Consider the following 19,440-nt stretch of genomic DNA (forward strand, 5'->3'; position numbering starts at 1 on the left):
TGCTCATCCTTCGTTAATTACCAGTAGGTGTTTGATTGATTGACTTCGGAGTTTTGAGTGGTCGTGGATTGCCCCCGAAGTTGCGTCAGGTGGAAACGGATTTAGCCAATTGCCTCCAGAGAATATCGACATAGAAGCCGTTGGATGAATGAACGTAGAGAGCCCGGAGCCACTTTGACTGCTGCCTCCGGTAAGCCGTCAGATCCAGTACAAACAAAGCCATGTATGCGATGGCAATGATGAACATCAAGCTTTGGCTGGATAGCACCATCGGGAGCGAACGGACATTTTCAGCAACTAACGCATCGATGGCAGTAAAACTCCCTAGATAGGCCGCGATGAACAGCGTAGTCATTGCGAGACCTGGTATGACGAAACGTCCGCCGTTTTCCAGCATGTGCCACATCCATCGGGTTAGTCCCAAGCACACAATCAGCCCTAGCAGAAAACCGCCTGGTTTCTCTTGCAAGGAAACTCCCAACAACCACGCGATTACGGTCAATAAGCAAAGTGAAATTGCAGCCGAAGCAGCGAATAGCCCAAAGCTTGCAAGGTTGCTTCGAGGTCTCGGATTCGCGGTAGCCATCGCTAGTTTTTCCGACATCACACTACCGCTAGCCAGAAACGCGTGAGCCTTGTACAACGAGTGCGCAATGATGTGCAGCATTGCCGCGGAGAACGCCCCGAGGCCACATTGCAACATCATGAAACCCATCTGCGAGATCGTTGACCAAGCGAGCGTTCGCTTGACGCTGGTCTGCGTCAGCATCACTAAAGCTGCGATAAAGGCCGTGAATGCTCCAAGTCCTGCGATGGCCCACATTGCCATTGGTGTTAATGACACGATTGGAGCCATGCGAATCAGCAGGTAGCCGCCAGCATTTACGATGCCGGCATGCATTAGAGCCGAAACCGGGGTCGGTGCTTCCATCGTCTCAGGAAGCCAGCTATGGAACGGAAATTGGGCCGATTTGAATACCGCGCATAACGCCAGTAGCCAGCCTGCTGGCTGGATGGCATCACTATTGGCGATTCCCGTCTCGTCTAAAGTCCCGACCTTGGAAAAAAGTATCGGCAGCTCAAGAGACCCGAACTCGCCATATAGTAGAATGCAGGCCAATAGAAGGCACAAATCGCCAACCCGGCTGAAAATGAATTTAATGGACGCCGCTCGATGAGCGGCCGGACGTTCAGAGTAATGAACCAGCAGTTGATGCAGGCCGAGACTCGTTAGAAGTAGGGCAACTAACATCATTGCGAGGTTGCCCGCAGCAACAACCAGGGAGACTGCACCGATCGTAAACGCCGTCCAACGAAAATATTCGCCTTGGTTTTTTTCAGCGTCGAGGTATCGAATCGAGAATTTGCAGATTACCCAACCAAGGCCTGCCACCAATGACAGCATAAGCGCTGACACCGTGTCTAAATACAGACTGACCTTAAATAGACTGTCTTGTCCAAGGTCGAAAAGCACCAGATAAAGCGGCCCATTGTTAATCGTAAACACTAGACAAAGTAGGGCCGCTACCGCATTTATTGCTGCGATACTATTGAGCGTCCAAATGACGTTGGTCGCATGTCGATTCGCCCAGCTTTTATTTAAAAGCACCGCTGAGAGCATGGCCCAAATTGGTATGGATATTGTTGCGGCAATGACAGTCTGCATGAGAAAACCTCCCTAGCACAAGAACAGCGACACGAGATGCATGATATATAATACGCGAAATTAATGTCGTCAATAGTTATTCGCCAAAAAGACGTCGTGGATTGAGTGTTTTTTCTGGGAATGCGAAAAACGTTGTGTGGCATGGACAAATGTACTATGATTCGTGAATTGAGATTCGCAAAATGGGCCATGGCAGACACGTCGTAGCTGAACTGAGTGACAGGAAAGTGGATTGCCTCGCTTGTTTTTACACGTGGCGTGGATTGGAGTTCAGCGAGAATGGCAAACACAAATCGAGCGAGGAAAAAGCCCAAAACGCCTGGCAAATTGGCTGCTGCAGCTGAACCGTCAGTTCCAAAAACGAGCGCGATGCACAAATGGACGTTTCTAACCAATCACTCGCACGTGTTGATATTGCTTCACACAAATCCCGAACTCGTGCTGCGGCAAGTGGCTATACAAGTCGGAATCACCGAACGCGCAGTTCAGCGTATCGTGCAGGATCTTGAAGCCGACAGTTACATTGAGCGTGAGCGAGTTGGGCGGCGTAATCACTATCGCGTTAATTTGGACGCACCTCTGCGGCATCCGATTGAAGCCCACCGAAAAATCGGCGATCTATTAACGCTTATTGCAGCTGATCATTAATTCATCTGTGAAATGGCCAAAGCTGCGCTGTACACGGGTTGCACTAAAACAACCCACAGACACCGTGGAGTTTGGTCCGATTTCTGGTGGCAGTCGTCCGAATCACCACTCACAAGGATAAGCACCAATGGCGAAAGCGAAGAATCAAAATGTCAATTTGAGACTTTGATCGGCTTGACCTCCCGATTCCGTGGAACGCGCCCGCTTCCAGCGGCAAGGCCCACAAACGCAACCAAACAGGGCAACAGCCGAATCGCCTAGTTTAACACCCGTGGGAGCATTAGATTTGAGGGGCATATTACGTATGAGGCTCATCAACCGGGGGCCGGTTCCGGTTCGATTTCCGGTCGCCGTCAGATCGGCTTTCCGCAATGAGGACATGGCCTCGGCTCGGCCTCTCGCATCTCATCGAGTAGCGCCTTAATCTCATCAATGGCCATGCGTTCTCGCCGCATCACACCATGCTCACCGTCATCTGAGCTTGTGGCCTTTGAAGCTACGTCAACAAACTTCGCGTAGCTGCGGATGCTGGTTTCCAACCAACCGAGTGCGGCCCAGCTCGGGGCAGGAGACAGAGCCATCTCAAGATGAACCAGGGTCGCACCCGCCAATCGCTCCTCGACGATCCGCAGCCGGTTCGCCTGCATCCAACCAAACTCGGCCGATAGCGAAGCGTTTGCCAGCAGCTCGGGCCACGCCGCGGGAATGGCTGCGAGCCCCTGAATCTGGCCATCATCGGACCAGGGCTGCGTTTCCCCATCTTTCCCCGTCCCTGCATTTGAAACGGAGATTTTCCGCTTTTGGTTAACCAAACCTGGTTCTGGGCAATCTGGGGGAAGGATTCAGCGGTGGGTACATTCGGTCCAGTTCGCCATAGACCCACAATTGCCGCTCGAACTTATCGGGGATCCGTTTCTTGCTCAGCCGCATCATTTCATCGCGCTCGGACTCGATGTCCTTCCACCGGCCCTCACACTGAAGTCTCCGTGTCACGGTCAGCGGATCAACCTCACGCGTGTGAATGGCCCCAGCCGTGGAATCACCAGGGGACTGCGCCGCCCGCTCAACTTGGTCCGCTGTAAATGATCCGTTCATGACTTTCCCTTTGCGTCTGTACCTCATCGTGTGGCCTATCCGCGTGGCCGTATCGCACTATTTTACGACGAGATATGCACGAGCCAATGTTGCTTTTTTGTCTCAACCCACCTCCCGCATAATTTCCACCGCCTTTTGCAAATCCCGTTCGGCATAGACTTGCGTGACGTCGGCCGATGCGTGTCCCAGAATAACCTGCGCGGCTTCCAGCCCGTACCGTTTCCGGATCTCTGTTCCGGCGGAGTGGCGTAAGCGGTTGGGACTCCACCGATGGTCAGATTTCCACTGGTCGAGTTCGGCTCGCTGCCTGTCGGTAAGCCGCTCTTGCCACTGCTTGACGCTTTCACGGTAGTAGCCTTCAGCAAACTTCCGGTAAGCATTGAGTACTTCGACCACGGTCACATCAGCATCGCATTGCAGTCGTCGCCCGTTGGCGAGGAGTTCGGCGATCAGGCGGTCGTAGTCATTCCTGCTTGCTGCGGTGTTCCATTTGCCGAGGTACAGGTCCCTGCCGTAGATGTTGACGACAGCCTGCCCTGTGGGCTTGTGGCAGCGATAGGACGGGACGCGAAGAGAGGGCGATTTCGGCATGGTAGTGCACCTTCCATTTCACCGAATCCGGTAGACTACCGGATTTCGTTGAATCTCAGGCTGCACTGCCGACCGCCGGCAGGTAACAGAAACTACTGTTTCAACGTCAGTTACGAATAGTCGAGAGTTCAGAAGCCCAGTTGAACTTTTCGTGGCCTCTGTCGCCGAGTGGGATGGTGATGTCGTGCGTTTGGTGATGGCGGCGTGACCTAACACGGCTTTTCGGTGCTACATCCACACTCGATCCCACACACGCATGAAGTTCCCGCCGTAGAATTTCTGGATGTCTTCGTTGGAATAACCCATCTTCCAGAGTTCATCAGTCACCGCAGCAATAATCTTCGACAACTCGCCACATCCGGCTGCTCCCCGATCAAACGCATCAACCATGTAGCCTCCATCGTTGTAAAGCGAGGGGTTTGCTTTAGTGAATGCCAACACCAAGTCCAACCTCATCATGTCGTCAGTAGCGATTCCGACATGATCCACGCCGACAAGTTTGGCGTAGTAATCTATCATTTGGGCACATTGCAGCGGCGTGATGTCGTCTGGCCAAACACCGTCCATCATCCATTCCGTGAACGTAGGTGCAACCACACCTCCTGTTTCAGCAGCCCTCTGCGCCTGTTCGTCTGATATGTTGCGATAGCAACCGTTTGGAGTCGCATTTGGCTCGTTCTTGTAGAGTCCTGAAGGAATGGAATGCGTATAGACAACAGGCACGCCAGAGTGATTTTGATCCATGTGGGCGATGGCATCTTCAGTGGTCTTGCGACTTGCATGGCTGAGGTCTAGTACGATTCCATGCCGTACCATCTCGTCAATGATGGCACGTCCCCAGTCAGTCAATCCCGTGTCGGGGGTATTCATTGCTTCGATACAACCAACACCCGTTCGGAATCTGCCGTTATACACAAGCTGCATGTTGGCGATACCGAATTCCCTAAGTGCCGCAACCCTAGTCAGATCACCGCTCAGAATGGTCGATGATTGCGAATTCCAAATCACAGCAGTGGTGCCGTTTTCATGTGCATGTTCAATGTCTCGCACGCTATGAACAAAAGTCACATTTTCTTTGTCCTGCAACAAAGTGTTGCGGAACTGATGGTGGGATTTCAGGAATGTCTCCCAATTATCGTCTGCCTGAGCAATCGTCATGCTGTGGCCGGTCACCCCCGCTGCCCTCGCCGAAGCCAGATAGTTCAGCAACTCCGCAGGTTCGGTCCATCCCGTGCCGTGGGGAGACGCAAAAAAATCAAGAACGATGGACTGCTCCACAAATTCTTTGGCTTCCTTCGATCCCGACCATTCTTTGCTCTCAACACTCATTCTGGCGAACTCCTACTAGCGTGATCGTTCCAAGTTGATTTCTGCCAGTTTAGTGGTCATGACGCGATGTGAACACAAACCTCGTGGCAGGTTGTTGCCGGTTTTTTCGGACAACGCCATTTGTTGGCAGGCAAGGACTTGCAGCAAAGTCGATTCACCAACCTTCTGGTAAATGGACACCGTTTGAACCGAAGAGGATGAGCGAGAATTCCTGCGATTCCAAGCAAAAAGCCCACCGTCAAAACGACGATGGGCTTGTTTGGAAAGATAGTCGGGACGACAGGATTCGAACCTGCGACCCCCGGCTCCCAAAGCCGGTGCTCTAGCCAAGCTGAGCTACGTCCCGCGACTGTGACCGATAAGTCTAAGGTGGGGTGTTACGGGCGTCAATCCTCACTGAGCACGGCAATACAATTCCGCTTTTCCAGCAAGCTCACCGGGAAGCGAATCGCGGCGATCCCCCGTAAATCATCCTACAGCGGCTACTACAATTCAGTTACGAATTTACCACCGGTTTCGAAATACTTTCGAAACGGACGACTGCGACTAACCTCCATCAACAGTCTCTTCTTCGTTCCTGTCGGGTGAGCAATTTCGACGATCAAAAACGCCGCACTCACAAACGTTGGGGAAATTAAGCTCGCACCACCTGTAGAAATATCGCGTGTCACCGCCGCAATAGCCTCGCCAACCGGCTGGCGATTCGAATCGAGCTGCTGGATGGTCACTTCCGCTGAAAACGGATGCCGTTGACTGATTCGTTTCTCGCGTCCGCTGTAGTCAGCATTGCCCACCAACGACGCAACAAATGCCGATAATTCCTCGGCATTCGTAAGAATTGACTGATTACTAGTGCCCTCAGCCTGTCCATGAGCCGACATCGCGTTTAAATCTTTCCACCGAGCGCATCTCGTTCCTGTTAGTCATACATGCGGTATTTGCAGTTTTGGGGCTGGTACTAAACCCTAGTTTTGCGAGGGAGTCAATCGAATCGCCGCTGATACACTGCACTAAATTTTACCTTGCCTCTGCCCTGTTCTCGGGTGAATTGGGTGAAACCGTTGATTCCAACTGACAATGAATTGCTAATATTTTTCGAATTCCCAATTCCTTTATATCGTAGCCATGCAGGCCCAACGTCTGACTCCGTGATCCAATCCCGAAATCAACCCGTTCTCTCTGGTGCTAAACAGCGATTTCATCATCCAAAATGCCCTAGACTCGACGATACCGGAAAGATAGCATAGTGATATCACTTTGTCTCAATTTATGAGGAAAATGCTCATGCATGAAGAACGAAAAGTTCAGCCGCCGGCTGGCTGGATTCCCTTAGTGATTTGCTTGGCTTTGGTGGTTGCGGCGCCTGTCCTCATCGGGGTGGGGGCGAGTCAGAATGAATTCTCACCGATCCTGCTCGGGGTCGGAGTCGGGTTGTTCGGTTTGCTGGGCCTGTTTGGCTGTCTACCCGTGGCACCAAACGAGTCGCGGGTGCTGTTGTTGTTTGGGATTTATAAAGGCTCGGTCGTCACCTCCGGCTTTTATTGGGTCAATCCATTTCTCTCCAAAAAGAAGGTCTCGTTGCGAGTCCACAATTTCGAAACCGGTTCCACAACCACCCCTGAAATCAAGAACGAGCAAGGCCGCGTGACGCAGAAAAAATCACGCTCTGCCGGATCTCCTTCCAAAGTCAATGACCGCGACGGCAATCCGATCGACATATCCGCCATCGTGGTCTGGAAGGTCGTCAATACCGCCGAGGCGATGTTTGAAGTTGATGACTACGAGGACTTTGTCGCTATCCAAAGCGAAGCGGCATTGCGCAATCTTGCCAGTCGGCATCCTTATGACAGTGAGGACCACGAGGTTTCGCTGCGCGGCAGTACGACCGAAATTAGCGACCAATTGCGGCACGATATTCAAGAACGGCTTGACAAAGCGGGCGTGCATGTCATCGAAGCCCGCATCAGCCAACTCGCCTATGCCCCGGAAATTGCTGCTGCCATGTTGCAGCGGCAACAAGCACAAGCGGTCGTCGCTGCCCGCACAAAAATTGTCGAAGGGGCCGTCGGCATGGTGCAAATGGCGCTGGAGCATTTGGCGAAAGACAAAATTGTAGAGTTGGACGACGAACGCCGCGCCGCTATGGTCTCCAATCTATTGGTCGTCCTTTGCAGCGACCGCCACACACAGCCGGTGGTCAATACGGGATCGCTGTATCACTAATGCAAAATATTCACCACGGAGACACGGAGGAATAAGGAGGCCGTAGACTGTGGACAGCAGGCGGTCGAATAGACAGTCTTACGCAATGGCCTACAGCCTACAGTTTTTAGCCAACAGTCTCTTAAACTTCGTGGTGCAACCTAGCAGAACAGGAGCTAGTTCGTTGGCGAAGCGTGATTCGTTTTTGTTGAGAGCTGATCCCCAAGTGTTGGACGCAGTCCGACGTTGGGCTGATGATGAGTTGCGCAGCATCAATGGTCAGATCGAATATCTGTTGCGACAAGCCCTCAGAGACGCCGGTCGCCTGCCGGGTGATAAACCGTCCGTCGAGGACGATAGGCAGTCCTAGCGGCCGTTGCCACATATCGCGTTTGACGCGCGGCCGCTTTAGGGCACATTCGTTACGAACGGGCCGCCCACTTCGAAGTACTTACGAAACGGACGACAGCGGCAGACTTCCATCAGCAGTCGCTTAGTCACACCCGAGGGATGCTCGATTTGCACAATCACCAGCGGGGTTTCGATGAAAATCGGGGCAATGAAGCACAGGCCGCCGACAGAAATGTCCCGCGTGACAGTCACAAACTCATCCTCTACCGGTTGGCAATCCTTATTGACCTTTTGCACCAGGATTTCGGCGACAAAGGAGCGACGGAGATTAATTCGCATCTCACGCCCGGTGTGGGATTGTCGTGGAATCAGGTCTTTAACAAACGTCGTTAAGTCGTTCGTCGACGTCAGGCAGTCCTGCCCGCCCCAACTTGTTAGATGGCTTGAGTCTTTCATGGATCAGGGCTTCTTTCCAGCAGAGCAGCAAGCAGCCGATAGTGAACGCACCGGATGTCCAGGCACCGCTTCTGTCGATTTCGACAAATTCGCGGTTATGAGATAAAGTTCTCAATTCGATTACTGGTAATCCCCAACCGCTACTCATGTATTGACGGTCAAAACAGCTCAGGAGGGATTCCTAGGGTCGCCATTGGAGCGAAGACATAGTACTATTTTCCAGCAAGTAGCCACTGTCGATGAGGGAGCAATCGGTAGTGAAATTGAGCGTGGTTGAAGATCTTAAGCACCGCTGAAGACGCCCCATTCAAACAAAGGGAGAGACCACGGATGCGTATCTTGATTGTGGGAGGCGGCATCGCCGGGTTAACACTCGCAGCGAAATTACGACAACAGGGACGCACACCGGTCGTCATTGAAAAGGCGCACGCGTACACCGACATCGGCTACGGCATCGGCCTTTATCCGCTGGGAAGTTGCGTGCTCCACGGACTGGGCGTCTACGACGATCTGGTCGCCTGCGGTTTGGAAGTACAGCGCTACGAAATCGCCGATCATACGGGCGAAGTCCTGCAAAGCCTGGACATGTCGGTCCTGACCAACGAAATTGGCCCGATGTACATGCTCTCGCGCTCGGCGTTGATCGATCTGTTGCGTAAGGCGTGCGGCGACTTGCCGATCCGTATGGGGACGACGGTTTCCAAAGTCGAGCAAACAGGCGAAACGGTTCACACCACCTTTAGTGACGGGACACAAGGCGAGTTTGACCTTGTCGTTTCCTGCGACGGCATTCACTCCGACATGCGCAAACAAGTCTTCGGCACGGGTGAGAAATTTGATTCCGAGTGGACCTGTTGGACTTGGTGGGGCAGCGGCGATTTGTTTCCGCCGGAACTGGTTCGCGAGTATTGGGGCCGGGGCTGGTTTTTTGGGGGGTACCCTGCCCCGGACCGCCGCATGTATTGCGCCGGACTGCCCACCAAAGTGGTAGGCGATAAACATGCTCCCGACGATGTCGTGAGGGACGCACTCACCATGCATCTAGCCGAACTGACCGGCAACGACAAAGCGGTCGCCCAAGCATTGGACGAGGCTCCGAAACTGTTTCCTTGGCCGATGTACGACGTCCGCATGGAACATTGGACCAAAGGCCGCGTTGTACTGTGCGGGGATTCCGGTATGGCCTTTTTGCCCACTGCCGGCGTCGGTGCCTCCAACGCCATGCGTTCCGCCGCGGCGCTGGCCGATGAACTCTCCCGCGCCGATGCCCAACTCGTGCCACTGGCATTAGAGCTGTATGAAAAGCGGTGCTACAAGATCGTCAAAGCCAATCAAAACGATTCCCGCACCGCCGGCCGCATGATGTTCGTCGATTCGAGCGCCTTGGGTTGGGGCCGCGATCAACTGCTCAAACACGTCTCTGCCAGTGCCTTCATTGGCAGCATCATTAAAAGCATGAAGGAACCGTTTTAGGTGCTGCGTCGCGATGAATAGACCTGGAACATGGGGCGGCAATTCTACTCAAGTGCCAACAGCTTTGCTCTCAGCACATCAATATCAATCTCTCTAAATTTTTTCTTATTTTCAATTACGAATTGCAGACTTTCGTCAATACCTCGTTCAAGAAACAACAACACTACTTGTTTATACTTCCACGAATCTGTCCTCTGAGCCCAAATATCATTTCGTTCAATCGAATCAAGAACCTTGCTGAGCGAGTCCAAGTGTTCCCAAAACGGAACTGCAACTGAGGATTTGTCAGCTAGCAACTGTGGCACCAATGTTTTGGCAGATTTCTCGTCGTCGACAGGCCACTCCTGACTGTTGCCGACGTCGGCTATGTACAATCCCAAGCTCCCTCCTAGCGTGGCGAATTCCAAATAGCGTGGTTCGTGGTACACTTCACAGCATGCTTTTAGAAACTTCTTGTGAACAACTTGAACGCAAGGATTGACGTATAATTGATGGGGATCGTCCCCGTATCTGGGATGGCGAATGGAAAATAGATAGCGGCTCTCACATCCATCCACCACTTTTTTATACTTGTGCTTGCTAGCCCTCTTGAAGCCGAGCTCTTTCATGGTGTCTTCCAACTCATTCAAGATTTCGTGGACCCAGGCTTCCTTCGTTTTTTTGTCAATCCTCATGACGTCTACCTTCTATCAGCAATTGGTATAGAAGTGGCCCCGTTTTGCATCCATAATCCTGTGTAAGCACATCCCATCAGCCCCCGTCACCGCATTCATTGGCAGCATTTTCAAGAGCATGAAAGTACCGTTTTAGGTCAGGCGCGTCATTCCTTTACACGCTTCCTGCAATGATTGCTTCAATGGCTGGAGCGTATTCAGTTCGGTTTCCCTCAACGAGGGCGGCGCGGGCGATCTGTAGTAAATCGATCTGCCGCTGCGATAGTGGAACGGGAGTGCCGTCGGGTGGTGTGGTGGGGATTAATCGCTTGACGACGACTCGAGCCAATTGATCGATGCCTTGCGGGGCAGTCACGGATGTCAGCAGTGCGTCGGTCGGCAAGGCATCGTTCCAGGCGTTGGGGAGATCACATTTGTTGGCCACCACAATCGCATCGGGCCAAGCGGCCAGGAGAGCGCGGGCTTCGTCGTTGGGCGGAGCAGCGCGGTCGAGAACGAGGATGCGACAATCGGCCGCGGCAAATTTCGTTTGCGCCAATTCAATACCGGCCGCTTCGATGTGTTCCGCTGCTGCGCGCATTCCAGCAGTATCGGCGAATTGAATCGGCCAACCTTCCAGTGCGGTTTCGGCGGTGACGACATCCCGCGTCGTACCGGGACGGTCATGTACTACCGCTCTGGAAAATCCGACCAATGCATTGATCAAGCTCGATTTGCCGACATTAGGTTGCCCGGCCAGGACCACACTCCAAGGCCGGGTCAGGTGTCGGCCGATGTCGGCCCAACACAGCAGCGCGTCTAATTGCGAAGTTGCCGCTGCACGCGTCGTTTCATTCCAGTCGGTGATTTGCAATTGCTCGTAGGCGGCTCGCAAGATGCCATTTTGTTGATCGAGGGCAATGGCCGCTGTGCGCAGTGTACTGGCGTTTGCGGTTGCTGTAGCGCATTCTTCGGCGAAACCGCTGGCTGCCTGCGATATTTTGTTTTCCCAATCGGCCGTCCTATATCCAGCCAGCCGCAGGTCGGCGAGAATCCTGCGGACGGCAGCGTCTCCGCCGTGGCAGTGGATTTCGAGTTGGTCGTCCGCGGTCCGGCAAAGGACAACTTGTTCGCTCGGCTGGCTGCCCCAGTCTCCGAAGAGGATGCGTTGCAGCGATTGACTGCTCACCGACAGACCATTGGCGGCGCGAAATAGCTGTGCCTGGTCCAATAGGTCGCCATCGCCGGTGAGTACGAGCGTCGCCACGGCGCCCCGCCCGCGGGGGGTGATGACTTCAGCAGTGGCAACAGCATTGGGCATTGAAAAAACTCAATTGCCCGTGGCGGCGATATCTTCGTCGTCCAACGTGGCAATGTAGGGGAGATTGCGATAGTGATCGTCGTAATCCAGCCCATAGCCAACGACGAATTCATCAGGGATCCGAAAACAATGGTAATCCGGCTGCACTTCGAAGGTGGTCCGCTCATGTTTCCACAAGAGCACAGCTGTACGGATGCTGCGCGGTTTGAGTGTCTGGACTTGCTCTAAGATTCGCGTGAGTGTCTGCCCGGTATCCAGAATATCATCCAGCAGCAGCACGTCGCGGTTGGCGATATCGGGAATGAAATCGGGATTGATCACAAAGTCCCCCGCAGTCGTTGCGGTGCCGCGATAACTAGAGGCCTGCAGCAAACCGACGCGGAGCGGCAATTCGATTTGGCGAATCAGATCGGCTAAGAGAATCACGCTGCCGGTCAAAATGCCCAAGACGGTCAGCGGACGACCCTGGTATTCGGCGTGAATCTCTGCGGCCAGTTTCGCGATGGCCGATTGAATTTCTGTTTCGGGGACGAGAACTTTCACGGAACCGCCTTTGTCGTGTGTCGTCCCTACAAGTCGTTTTAAAACCCTCTGAGACATCCCGGCAAGTGTCTTGCTTTGTGATTACGCTTCAAGCCGAATTCTGCGGCTTGTCTATCAGTCCAAAAAGATGCGGTCGTAATCTTCGAACATCGCGTCCAATATCGCCCGACCTTCTTCAGTGGCACGATAACGCACAAAGTCGTTACCGCCGGGGACTTCGACGATGAGGGGTGCATTTTCATCCGGTGTCAGAAACCACACGTCAGCCGCCAGCGGTTGCATGAATGCAATTAAACCCTCATCACCAACCGGCAGAAAGACTTCGCCGTCGAGGAAGAACTGGTAGGCGTACTCTTCGAGTTTGGGCCAAGGCAGATCGCTTTCCTCGCCTTGATAGTACGGCTCGATCGCGGAGACTTCATCGGGCTTCACGTTGGGATTGTGAAGCATGTCGATCGCGTTCCAGGGACAGATTTCCAAGTTATAGTGGTCGTTGCTTTCCGCTGGAATTCGGTAACACATCTGACAGCCGATGCAGCGGGATGTGTCGATCTGGTGATAGCTTTCCGACGGAATGTTGCTAACGACTTCGTAGATGCAGTCCACCGGGCATTGTGTCGCGCAGGAATTACATGACGTGCAGGAGTCCTTATTGATGACCGCCAAGTAGCGGGTCTCTTTTTTGCGGTCCGCTTTGCGGGTTTCGAAATAGTCGGTGACTGAAATCGTCATCGTTGAAAGTCTCTCCAATCGTCAAATCCGAAATGGCTGCCGTTCGAGGGATCCGTGGATCACTCGATTGACCAATTCTGCTAGACGGCAGCCGGCCGTCATGCGCACTAGCCTGTCCTAAAATTATAGTCGGCTCACGTGGGACTGGCCAATCGTGGCTCATGCGGTTTTTCGACTTCAGCGGGAAATTATCAAAAATGAGAATGTCCGGAGCGGGTTTCGCGACCCGCGCAAACCGATTTGAGATGCGAATTTCTCGCGAAAACTCCCGTTTGGAGATCAGCGGCGATCCGTTATACTCCCGCCCCTCTTGAATGCGGCCTCCCCTTGCCGGGGGGCCGTCCAACAATCGAATGCCCGCCCTCTCATTCACGATGCCCATTCCGGCACGAAACCAACAACCATGCGGATCCCGAACGCCACTATTCGACTCAATTTGCTGTTTGCGGCTGTAAGTCTGCTCCTATGTGGCTGTGGGACCACAATCAGCCGGAACGCGACGGAGCAATTGTTGGCCTCCGACGCGGTTGATCGCTCCGTTCGCGATATCGATTTTCGGGACTTGCGCGGCCAAAACGTGTTTTTTGACACAACTTATATCAAAAACGTGGCCTCAGTTGGTTTTGTGAATTCCGATTACATCATCAGTTCTCTGCGTCAGCAAATGATGGCAGCAGACTGCCGGTTACGGGAAACCCGTGAGCAAGCGGACTTTGTCATCGAGGCCCGCGTGGGTGCGTTGGGGGCGGATCGTCACGAAATCGTGTGGGGAATCCCTGCTAACAATCTATTGGGGACAGTCGCCTCAGCGGTCCCCAATGCCCCGTCGGCGGCGCCGCCGACAATTCCGGAAATTGCTTTCGCCAAAAAGGGAGACGAGTTGGCGGTCGCCAAAATTGGTGTTTTTGCCTATCACCGCGAAACAGGACAACCGATTTGGCAATCAGGAACGAATCAATCCAAGAGCACCGCACGCAGCACCACCGTATTTGGCATCGGTCCATTTCAATCCGGTACGATTCACAAAGGGACGGAATTCGCCGGTTCCAAGATTGCCTTGCCATTGTTAGGCGAAGAAGTCGAAGAGACGGACTCGCCAGTGATCCCTTTCGAGGACGAAGCACATTTTGCCAGTGCAAAATCCACAATGGTGGTTGCTGATTCCGAAACGCCGGATCCACAGTCTGAAGTCAAACAGGTGGCCGGAGAGTCTCCTAAACCGCCGCCAACAGCGATTCCGCCTGCTGAGAAAACAGAGCCCGCGCCGCCGGAATTGCTTAAAACTATGCCCATTAAAAGCGAACCGGCAACGAATGCCGTTCCGCCGGTAGAGAAGCCATCCGCCAAATCGACGCGGCCGACCAACAATACGCTGCTCAACAAGACAAAGATTAACGGTTGGAGCTCGCGGAAGCCCGCACCTTAACGCAATCTGCGACCGTCGCGACGTCTATTTCAACGTCGTCCAAACGATGCACCGATCAGACTGCCTCGTGCCAAGGTGCCTATTTCTTGGTGGGTTGGTCAATTTGGAGTTGTTCGTGCTCAGTTTGAGCATGCATGCCGACCAAGCGGGCGATCAGAATCGCGATATACAATTGCCCCAGCACGGCTTGAAGCCAGGCCAACGTTCGGGAGATATCCGACGTCGGAGAAATGTCGCCGTAGCCTAGTGTTGTCATGGTTACGAAGCTGAAATAACAAAACACCGAAAAGACTGAAGATGTCTCGTTTGGTGCGTTTTCGCGCCAAGGCTCACCATAAGAAAACATGAACGAGCTGGGATCGTTGAGATACACCAGAACGTACAATAAACCCCAGGCGATGCCCGATACCAAATAGACGCAGACGGCGGCAAAAATTTTTTCCGTAGTGACCGGTCCCGGCTTGACTACGGTCTTGAGAATCAAAGTGGCGGTAAATGCGAAGGCGATAAATGCCGCCCCATCAGCGATGGTATTCGCCGCGACATTCGAGATCAGCGAGCTCTCGATAAAGGTCGCCCATGTAATGGACATGAAAGCAATTCCTAGCAAAGCGCTGGCTACGTAGGCGAGGCTGCGTTGATCGCTGACGGCCAGAACTGCCGCAGCTAGACTCAAGGTGAGCAAGCCATAGAAAAGCACGCCTTCAAACGATGAGTGCTTGACGAAAGGCGTCATCAATGCGAATAGAATCAAGCTGACGAATAGCGTTTGAAACCGTCCACGCTGTGCGGTGCGGAGGAGATTGTTGAAAGACAAGTCTTGCATGGCCGTTTCCCGGGAAGTGAATGCAGACCCCGCATTTGCTAAGGGCAACGACGCGCGCCGCTCACAGGCTGGGGTTGTTTCCCATTGAACGGTCCCAGGAGCGAAACTTCAATGCACCTCGGGAACTGCCGAGTTCACGGTTGTGGCCAAGCGAGCCAAGAAGGCTGCCCTTAGCATCGGGAGCGTGCTATAATTTTGTTCGGTCAAATGGCGAGATTGCCGTTTGATTGATTCCACGCCCCCTTACGTGTTCACACCCCAGACGACACCTTCCTCGGTAGGGATTCATTGTGTTTCGCATCGCAGATACTTCAAGACCGGCCGGTCAATTTTGTGACGGAATTCACCGGCGGCGTTTCCTTGAGATTGGTTCGCTGGGACTCTTAGGATTATCGTTGCCGAATTTGTTGCGACGAACGGCCAGCGGAGCCAACGTTGGTGGAGCCGCGGCAAGCGCAATCTCACCCCGTTCGGTGATTCTCATTTGGCAACATGGCGGACCTTCGCAACTCGATACCTTCGACATGAAACCCGACGCCCCAGCCGAAGTGCGTGGGCCTTATTCGTCGATTCAGTCCAATCTACCCGGTTTAGATGTCGGCGAATTGTTGCCCTATCACGCGAAGGTGATGGACAAGTGCACGGTCATCCGCAGTTTTTCACACGGTAACGGCGATCACTGGGCCGCAGCGCACTGGATGTTGACAGGACGTCTGGGGGCGACAGGTTCGGATCGACCGGCAAGGCAACCTTCGATGGGGGCGGTCGCGTCTCACCTGCTGGGACCGCGAAAAAAAGACACGCTGGCGACGGTGAACATGAACGACGGCGGCTTTGGCTACCACGGTGCCGCTTGGATGGGAGTCGCGCACAATCCGTTCCGTTACGGGGAATACAGCTACGGGAACGAAGCGGGCCGCTTGCCGACCGGCGATCACAAAAGTTTTCAACTTGTTGACGGTTTGAGTCGCGACCGTTTGATGAATCGCGTCGCCTTGCAGGAGCAATTTGACGGCTTGCGCCGCCGGGTCGATTCCAACTCCGATTTTCAAAACCTGGATCAGATCGATCAAAAGGCGTTGGACATCGTGCTTTCCGGTCGCACGCGACAGGCGTTTGAATTGGACCAAGAAGATCCACGGACCCGAGAGCGTTACGGACCGGGCTGGGGAGAACAGGCGTTATTGGCACGGCGGCTGATCGAAACCGGGGTGCGGTTTGTCTCGCTGAATACCGGATACTGGGACGATCACAGCAACATTAATAATGCCTTGAACAGCAAGATGCCGCGACACGACCGAGCGGTGGGGGTTCTGATCGAGGATCTGGCGCAGCGCGGCATGTTGGACGATACGTTGGTGGTCACAGCTGGAGAATTCGGCCGGACCCCCAAGATCAACGCCAACGCCGGTCGCGATCACTGGCCACAGGCACAAAGCATTCTGTTTGCCGGTGGGGGATATCGCCACGGTCAGGTCATTGGCAGTACCAACGCAAATGCCGAGCATCCCACCTCGCGTAAAATCGGCGTCAATGATTTTTGTGCCATCATCTATCACGCGTTGGGCTTACAGCCGGACAACACGATCACCGATCCCACTGGGCGCCCCGTGCATCTGCTGGAAGGGGGCAACGTCCCTCGCGAAATGCTTTAGGCGCGCAATCGTGGTGACGTCAAAGATTGGTGAAAGCCCCGCACGCTATTTGAACGTGAGCAGTTGATCGACTAAATCGAGCACGTAGTCGACATCGAACGGTTTGCTGACAAAGGCATCGACGCCGCTAGATTCGGCGAAGGCTCGATGCCGCGGGTCCTCATTCCCGGAGACCATGATCACCCGCGGGTTGAGCGTCGACATGAGGTTGAGGCACTTCAGCACGTTAAAACCGTTGCGCCGCGGCATCACGATATCGAGGATCACCAAATCCGGGGAATCCCGTTCGACGCGGGCGAGACCTTCGTTGCCGTCGTGTGCGAGCACGACGTCGTAACCGCGCGACCCCAGCGCCATCTCTAAGGAGTCGAGGATTTCGTTGTCGTCGTCAACGACAAGGACGCGTTTTTTACTGTCACTCATCACAGCACCGGCAACAAACATGGGGAGGAAGGTGACCGCTGTGCTCGGGCATTTGTCACTGTCGAGTTCCTATGCCTGCTTTAAACATACAACGGACCAGTACTCGTTGTCGGCGGAATACGTAAAAAGTCTTCAAGATTCCCAGCAAAAATCGCTCTTCCTCCGGTTTTGATGATGCGTGCTCGCAAGTTACTACTGTCAAGCAGGTTCCGGCGAATTAGCATTGCCAGTCGGCTTTATCTCGACTGGCCCCTTGCGCGAGCCTTGCAAACAGGATGCAACTCCTTCACAATCTGATGTCCTTACGGGGCAAACCACGTCCCAGCGACTGCCGAATCCGGTGAATCGTTATTGATCGTGAAGCGACCTGCGGACAGATTCATTGATGCAGGTAGCGGGACAGATTGGACGAAATTGGTCCACCACTGGCTCTACCGCAACCGGGTAAGAAATCACATGGTACCGCTGGGATGACCGGACACGCGCGAGCGGAATGCTAAGTCCAGAATCTTCGGTCATTGAAACAACAGGCCTGTTTTCGGGCAGAGTATGCGCCCGTATATCACTAAAAACATTCCGACTCGGCGCAAGTGACCGGATGGGAATGCGGGAAATTTATTGAGGAATTGAATCTCGTGTCGGCAACTTCAGTCGTTGGATTACAGTGGGGTGACGAGGCCAAGGGGAAGCTCGTCGATATTTTGACCCTTGAGCACGATATCGTCGTGCGCTACCAAGGGGGCAACAATGCCGGCCATACTGTCGTCTTTAACGGCAAGACCTACAAACTGTCGCTCTTACCGACGGGCATTTTGCGCTCGGAGAAATTGTCGGTGATCGGGCCGGGTTTGGTCGTGAATCCTAAAGCCCTGCTCAGCGAAATGGAGGCGATTCGCCAGCAAGGGATCGAGATCGGCGAGAACCTGATCATCAGCGATCGCGCTCATGTCATTTTCCCGCACCACATGGCCGAAGAAGCGGTGCTTGAAGCCAGCCGCAAAGACGATGCGATCGGCACCACGATGCGGGGCATTGGCACCTGCTATCGTGATAAAGCGGGACGCACGCATGCGATTCGGGTAGGCGATTTGTACCACGAAGCTTCTTTCCGCAGTCGGCTGGAAAGTATCGTCGACCAGAAAAATACGATCATCCAAGCCCTGTCGCCTGGCTCTGAGACGATTGACCATGCGGCTGTGGCGGAAGAGTATTTAGAATACGCCCGCATACTCAAACCGCACGTGACCGACACGACGGCGCGGCTGCATCGCGAGATCACCGCCGGCAAGCGGTTGTTGTTCGAAGGGGCCCAAGGCAGTTTGCTGGATGTGGATCACGGTACGTTTCCGTTTGTGACGTCGTCGAATAGTTCCGCAGCTGGAATTCACAACGGCAGCGGCGTGCCGCAACGGCATATCGAACGCATGATCGGCATCGTCAAGGCGTACACCACACGCGTCGGCGGCGGCCCGTTTCCTACGGAACTGGACAACGAGATCGGCCAGTTGATTCGCGACACCGGCAACGAGTACGGCACGGTCACCGGACGTCCACGACGTTGCGGCTGGTTGGATGCCGTGGCGACCGGTTACAGCGCCCGAGTCTGCGGCGTCGATTGCATCGCCGTCACGCTGTTGGACGTGCTCAGCGAACTGGACGAAATCCAGATTTGCGAAGCCTACGAAATCAACGGCCAACGAACGACCGATGTTCCCTCGCATGTCGAAGACTTGGCGTTGGTCAAGCCGATCTTTCGCACGCTGCCGGGTTGGAAAACCGACATCACCGGTGCACGTACGCTTGAAGACTTGCCAGCCAACGCACGCAAGTATCTGGACAACGTCGCCGAGTTGGTCGGTGTCCCCGTGGAATTCATCTCCATCGGTCCTGACCGCGAACAGACGATTATTATTTGACATTAAGTATTTCACCACGGAGGCACGGAGGATACGGGGGAAGAAAAAGGCTTTAGGCCATAGACCGTAGACTTTAGGATTGTGAAATAGATCGCTAGTTCCTAAGGCCTACAGTCTACGGTCTATTTCCTCCG

Annotated in this window: 19 protein-coding genes and 1 tRNA gene; 6 read left to right on the top strand and 14 right to left on the bottom strand. The window is 53.9% G+C overall.

Annotated features, from left to right (window positions below):
* Window positions 1–85: 85 nt before the first annotated feature.
* The 7 genes from CA54_RS12895 to CA54_RS12930 all read right to left on the bottom strand — a co-directional run bounded on the left by CA54_RS12895 (window position 86) and on the right by CA54_RS12930 (window position 6,123).
* On the bottom strand, window positions 86–1,666 hold the full coding sequence (locus tag CA54_RS12895) for a proton-conducting transporter transmembrane domain-containing protein (RefSeq protein ID WP_146371147.1): 1,581 nt from the start codon (window positions 1,664–1,666) through the stop codon (window positions 86–88).
* A gap of 1,001 nt (window positions 1,667–2,667) precedes the next feature.
* Window positions 2,668–3,126 (bottom strand): hypothetical protein, encoded by a 459-nt coding sequence (locus CA54_RS12905; RefSeq protein ID WP_146371149.1) that lies wholly within the window; start codon window positions 3,124–3,126, stop codon window positions 2,668–2,670.
* Window positions 3,119–3,409, bottom strand: coding sequence for a hypothetical protein (locus CA54_RS12910; protein WP_146371150.1), 291 nt, complete (start codon window positions 3,407–3,409; stop codon window positions 3,119–3,121). The genes CA54_RS12905 and CA54_RS12910 overlap by 8 nt, the downstream gene beginning before the upstream one ends.
* Window positions 3,410–3,511: 102 nt before the next feature.
* Window positions 3,512–4,000: a tyrosine-type recombinase/integrase gene (locus tag CA54_RS12915; RefSeq protein ID WP_146371151.1), complete on the bottom strand. Its 489-nt coding sequence runs from the start codon at window positions 3,998–4,000 to the stop codon at window positions 3,512–3,514.
* A 228-nt stretch (window positions 4,001–4,228) separates the two neighbouring features.
* A complete protein-coding gene (locus tag CA54_RS12920; RefSeq protein WP_146371152.1) occupies window positions 4,229–5,329 on the bottom strand; it encodes a dipeptidase in 1,101 nt (366 codons plus the stop codon).
* A 271-nt stretch (window positions 5,330–5,600) separates the two neighbouring features.
* Window positions 5,601–5,675, bottom strand: a tRNA-Pro gene (locus tag CA54_RS12925).
* 139 nt (window positions 5,676–5,814) lie between these two features.
* The gene (locus CA54_RS12930; protein WP_197532426.1) at window positions 5,815–6,123 is read right to left on the bottom strand and encodes a PilZ domain-containing protein; all 309 of its coding nucleotides are present in this window, start codon (window positions 6,121–6,123) and stop codon (window positions 5,815–5,817) included.
* Window positions 6,124–6,613: 490 nt separating this feature from the next.
* Here CA54_RS12930 and CA54_RS12935 point away from each other — a divergent pair, with 490 nt between their 5' ends.
* Together CA54_RS12935 and CA54_RS12940 are read left to right on the top strand one after the other, a co-directional pair.
* Window positions 6,614–7,552 carry an SPFH domain-containing protein gene (locus tag CA54_RS12935; RefSeq protein WP_146371154.1) on the top strand — a complete coding sequence of 313 codons (939 nt, stop codon included), beginning with the start codon at window positions 6,614–6,616 and terminating at the stop codon, window positions 7,550–7,552.
* A 163-nt stretch (window positions 7,553–7,715) separates the two neighbouring features.
* A complete protein-coding gene (locus CA54_RS12940; RefSeq protein ID WP_146371155.1) occupies window positions 7,716–7,901 on the top strand; it encodes an Arc family DNA-binding protein in 186 nt (61 codons plus the stop codon).
* A gap of 38 nt (window positions 7,902–7,939) precedes the next feature.
* On the opposite strand, the gene CA54_RS12945 is transcribed toward CA54_RS12940, so the two are convergent.
* Complete coding sequence (locus tag CA54_RS12945) at window positions 7,940–8,338, bottom strand: PilZ domain-containing protein (protein WP_146371156.1); 399 nt, start codon at window positions 8,336–8,338, stop codon at window positions 7,940–7,942.
* 330 nt (window positions 8,339–8,668) lie between these two features.
* Here CA54_RS12945 and CA54_RS12950 point away from each other — a divergent pair, with 330 nt between their 5' ends.
* Entirely contained in the window at window positions 8,669–9,811 is a 1,143-nt protein-coding gene (locus CA54_RS12950) for an FAD-dependent oxidoreductase (RefSeq protein WP_146371157.1), read from the top strand.
* A 44-nt stretch (window positions 9,812–9,855) separates the two neighbouring features.
* Here the strand turns inward: CA54_RS12950 and CA54_RS12955 are convergent, their stop codons facing one another.
* The 4 genes from CA54_RS12955 to CA54_RS12970 all read right to left on the bottom strand — a co-directional run bounded on the left by CA54_RS12955 (window position 9,856) and on the right by CA54_RS12970 (window position 13,060).
* Entirely contained in the window at window positions 9,856–10,485 is a 630-nt protein-coding gene (locus CA54_RS12955) for a hypothetical protein (RefSeq protein WP_146371158.1), read from the bottom strand.
* A 154-nt stretch (window positions 10,486–10,639) separates the two neighbouring features.
* Window positions 10,640–11,785: a GTPase gene (locus CA54_RS12960; protein ID WP_146371159.1), complete on the bottom strand. Its 1,146-nt coding sequence runs from the start codon at window positions 11,783–11,785 to the stop codon at window positions 10,640–10,642.
* Between the two features lie 9 nt (window positions 11,786–11,794).
* Window positions 11,795–12,328 carry a hypoxanthine phosphoribosyltransferase gene (gene hpt / locus CA54_RS12965; protein ID WP_146371160.1) on the bottom strand — a complete coding sequence of 178 codons (534 nt, stop codon included), beginning with the start codon at window positions 12,326–12,328 and terminating at the stop codon, window positions 11,795–11,797.
* Window positions 12,329–12,442: 114 nt separating this feature from the next.
* Window positions 12,443–13,060 (bottom strand): 4Fe-4S binding protein, encoded by a 618-nt coding sequence (locus CA54_RS12970; protein ID WP_146371161.1) that lies wholly within the window; start codon window positions 13,058–13,060, stop codon window positions 12,443–12,445.
* 403 nt (window positions 13,061–13,463) lie between these two features.
* Between CA54_RS12970 and CA54_RS12975 the strand changes: the two genes are divergently transcribed.
* Window positions 13,464–14,486, top strand: a complete 1,023-nt coding sequence (locus CA54_RS12975; RefSeq protein WP_146371162.1) for a DUF6655 family protein — start codon at window positions 13,464–13,466, stop codon at window positions 14,484–14,486.
* 79 nt (window positions 14,487–14,565) lie between these two features.
* On the opposite strand, the gene CA54_RS12980 is transcribed toward CA54_RS12975, so the two are convergent.
* Window positions 14,566–15,240 carry a potassium channel family protein gene (locus CA54_RS12980; RefSeq protein ID WP_231963049.1) on the bottom strand — a complete coding sequence of 225 codons (675 nt, stop codon included), beginning with the start codon at window positions 15,238–15,240 and terminating at the stop codon, window positions 14,566–14,568.
* Window positions 15,241–15,707: 467 nt separating this feature from the next.
* Here CA54_RS12980 and CA54_RS12985 point away from each other — a divergent pair, with 467 nt between their 5' ends.
* Window positions 15,708–16,967 (top strand): DUF1501 domain-containing protein, encoded by a 1,260-nt coding sequence (locus tag CA54_RS12985; protein ID WP_197532428.1) that lies wholly within the window; start codon window positions 15,708–15,710, stop codon window positions 16,965–16,967.
* Between the two features lie 45 nt (window positions 16,968–17,012).
* Here the strand turns inward: CA54_RS12985 and CA54_RS12990 are convergent, their stop codons facing one another.
* A complete protein-coding gene (locus CA54_RS12990; RefSeq protein ID WP_197532429.1) occupies window positions 17,013–17,390 on the bottom strand; it encodes a response regulator in 378 nt (125 codons plus the stop codon).
* 635 nt (window positions 17,391–18,025) lie between these two features.
* Between CA54_RS12990 and CA54_RS12995 the strand changes: the two genes are divergently transcribed.
* Window positions 18,026–19,306 carry an adenylosuccinate synthase gene (locus tag CA54_RS12995; RefSeq protein ID WP_146371166.1) on the top strand — a complete coding sequence of 427 codons (1,281 nt, stop codon included), beginning with the start codon at window positions 18,026–18,028 and terminating at the stop codon, window positions 19,304–19,306.
* The last annotated feature ends 134 nt before the right edge of the window (window positions 19,307–19,440 follow it).

Origin of the sequence: Symmachiella macrocystis (assembly GCF_007860075.1) — a bacterium.
Classification (GTDB): Bacteria; Planctomycetota; Planctomycetia; order Planctomycetales; family Planctomycetaceae; genus Symmachiella; species Symmachiella macrocystis.

What these genes read in the sequence shown, in the direction of transcription:
- CA54_RS12955 (WP_146371158.1), bottom strand. Translation starts at nt 10,485, where the DNA reads ATGAGGATTGACAAAAAAACGAAGGAAGCCTGGGTCCACGAAATCTTG.
- CA54_RS12990 (WP_197532429.1), bottom strand. Translation starts at nt 17,390, where the DNA reads ATGAGTGACAGTAAAAAACGCGTCCTTGTCGTTGACGACGACAACGAA.
- CA54_RS12895 (WP_146371147.1), bottom strand. Translation starts at nt 1,666, where the DNA reads ATGCAGACTGTCATTGCCGCAACAATATCCATACCAATTTGGGCCATG.
- CA54_RS12975 (WP_146371162.1), top strand. Translation starts at nt 13,464, where the DNA reads ATGCGGATCCCGAACGCCACTATTCGACTCAATTTGCTGTTTGCGGCT.
- CA54_RS12935 (WP_146371154.1), top strand. Translation starts at nt 6,614, where the DNA reads ATGCATGAAGAACGAAAAGTTCAGCCGCCGGCTGGCTGGATTCCCTTA.
- CA54_RS12950 (WP_146371157.1), top strand. Translation starts at nt 8,669, where the DNA reads ATGCGTATCTTGATTGTGGGAGGCGGCATCGCCGGGTTAACACTCGCA.
- CA54_RS12970 (WP_146371161.1), bottom strand. Translation starts at nt 13,060, where the DNA reads ATGACGATTTCAGTCACCGACTATTTCGAAACCCGCAAAGCGGACCGC.
- CA54_RS12915 (WP_146371151.1), bottom strand. Translation starts at nt 4,000, where the DNA reads ATGCCGAAATCGCCCTCTCTTCGCGTCCCGTCCTATCGCTGCCACAAG.
- CA54_RS12945 (WP_146371156.1), bottom strand. Translation starts at nt 8,338, where the DNA reads ATGAAAGACTCAAGCCATCTAACAAGTTGGGGCGGGCAGGACTGCCTG.
- CA54_RS12920 (WP_146371152.1), bottom strand. Translation starts at nt 5,329, where the DNA reads ATGAGTGTTGAGAGCAAAGAATGGTCGGGATCGAAGGAAGCCAAAGAA.
- CA54_RS12910 (WP_146371150.1), bottom strand. Translation starts at nt 3,409, where the DNA reads ATGAACGGATCATTTACAGCGGACCAAGTTGAGCGGGCGGCGCAGTCC.
- CA54_RS12960 (WP_146371159.1), bottom strand. Translation starts at nt 11,785, where the DNA reads ATGCCCAATGCTGTTGCCACTGCTGAAGTCATCACCCCCCGCGGGCGG.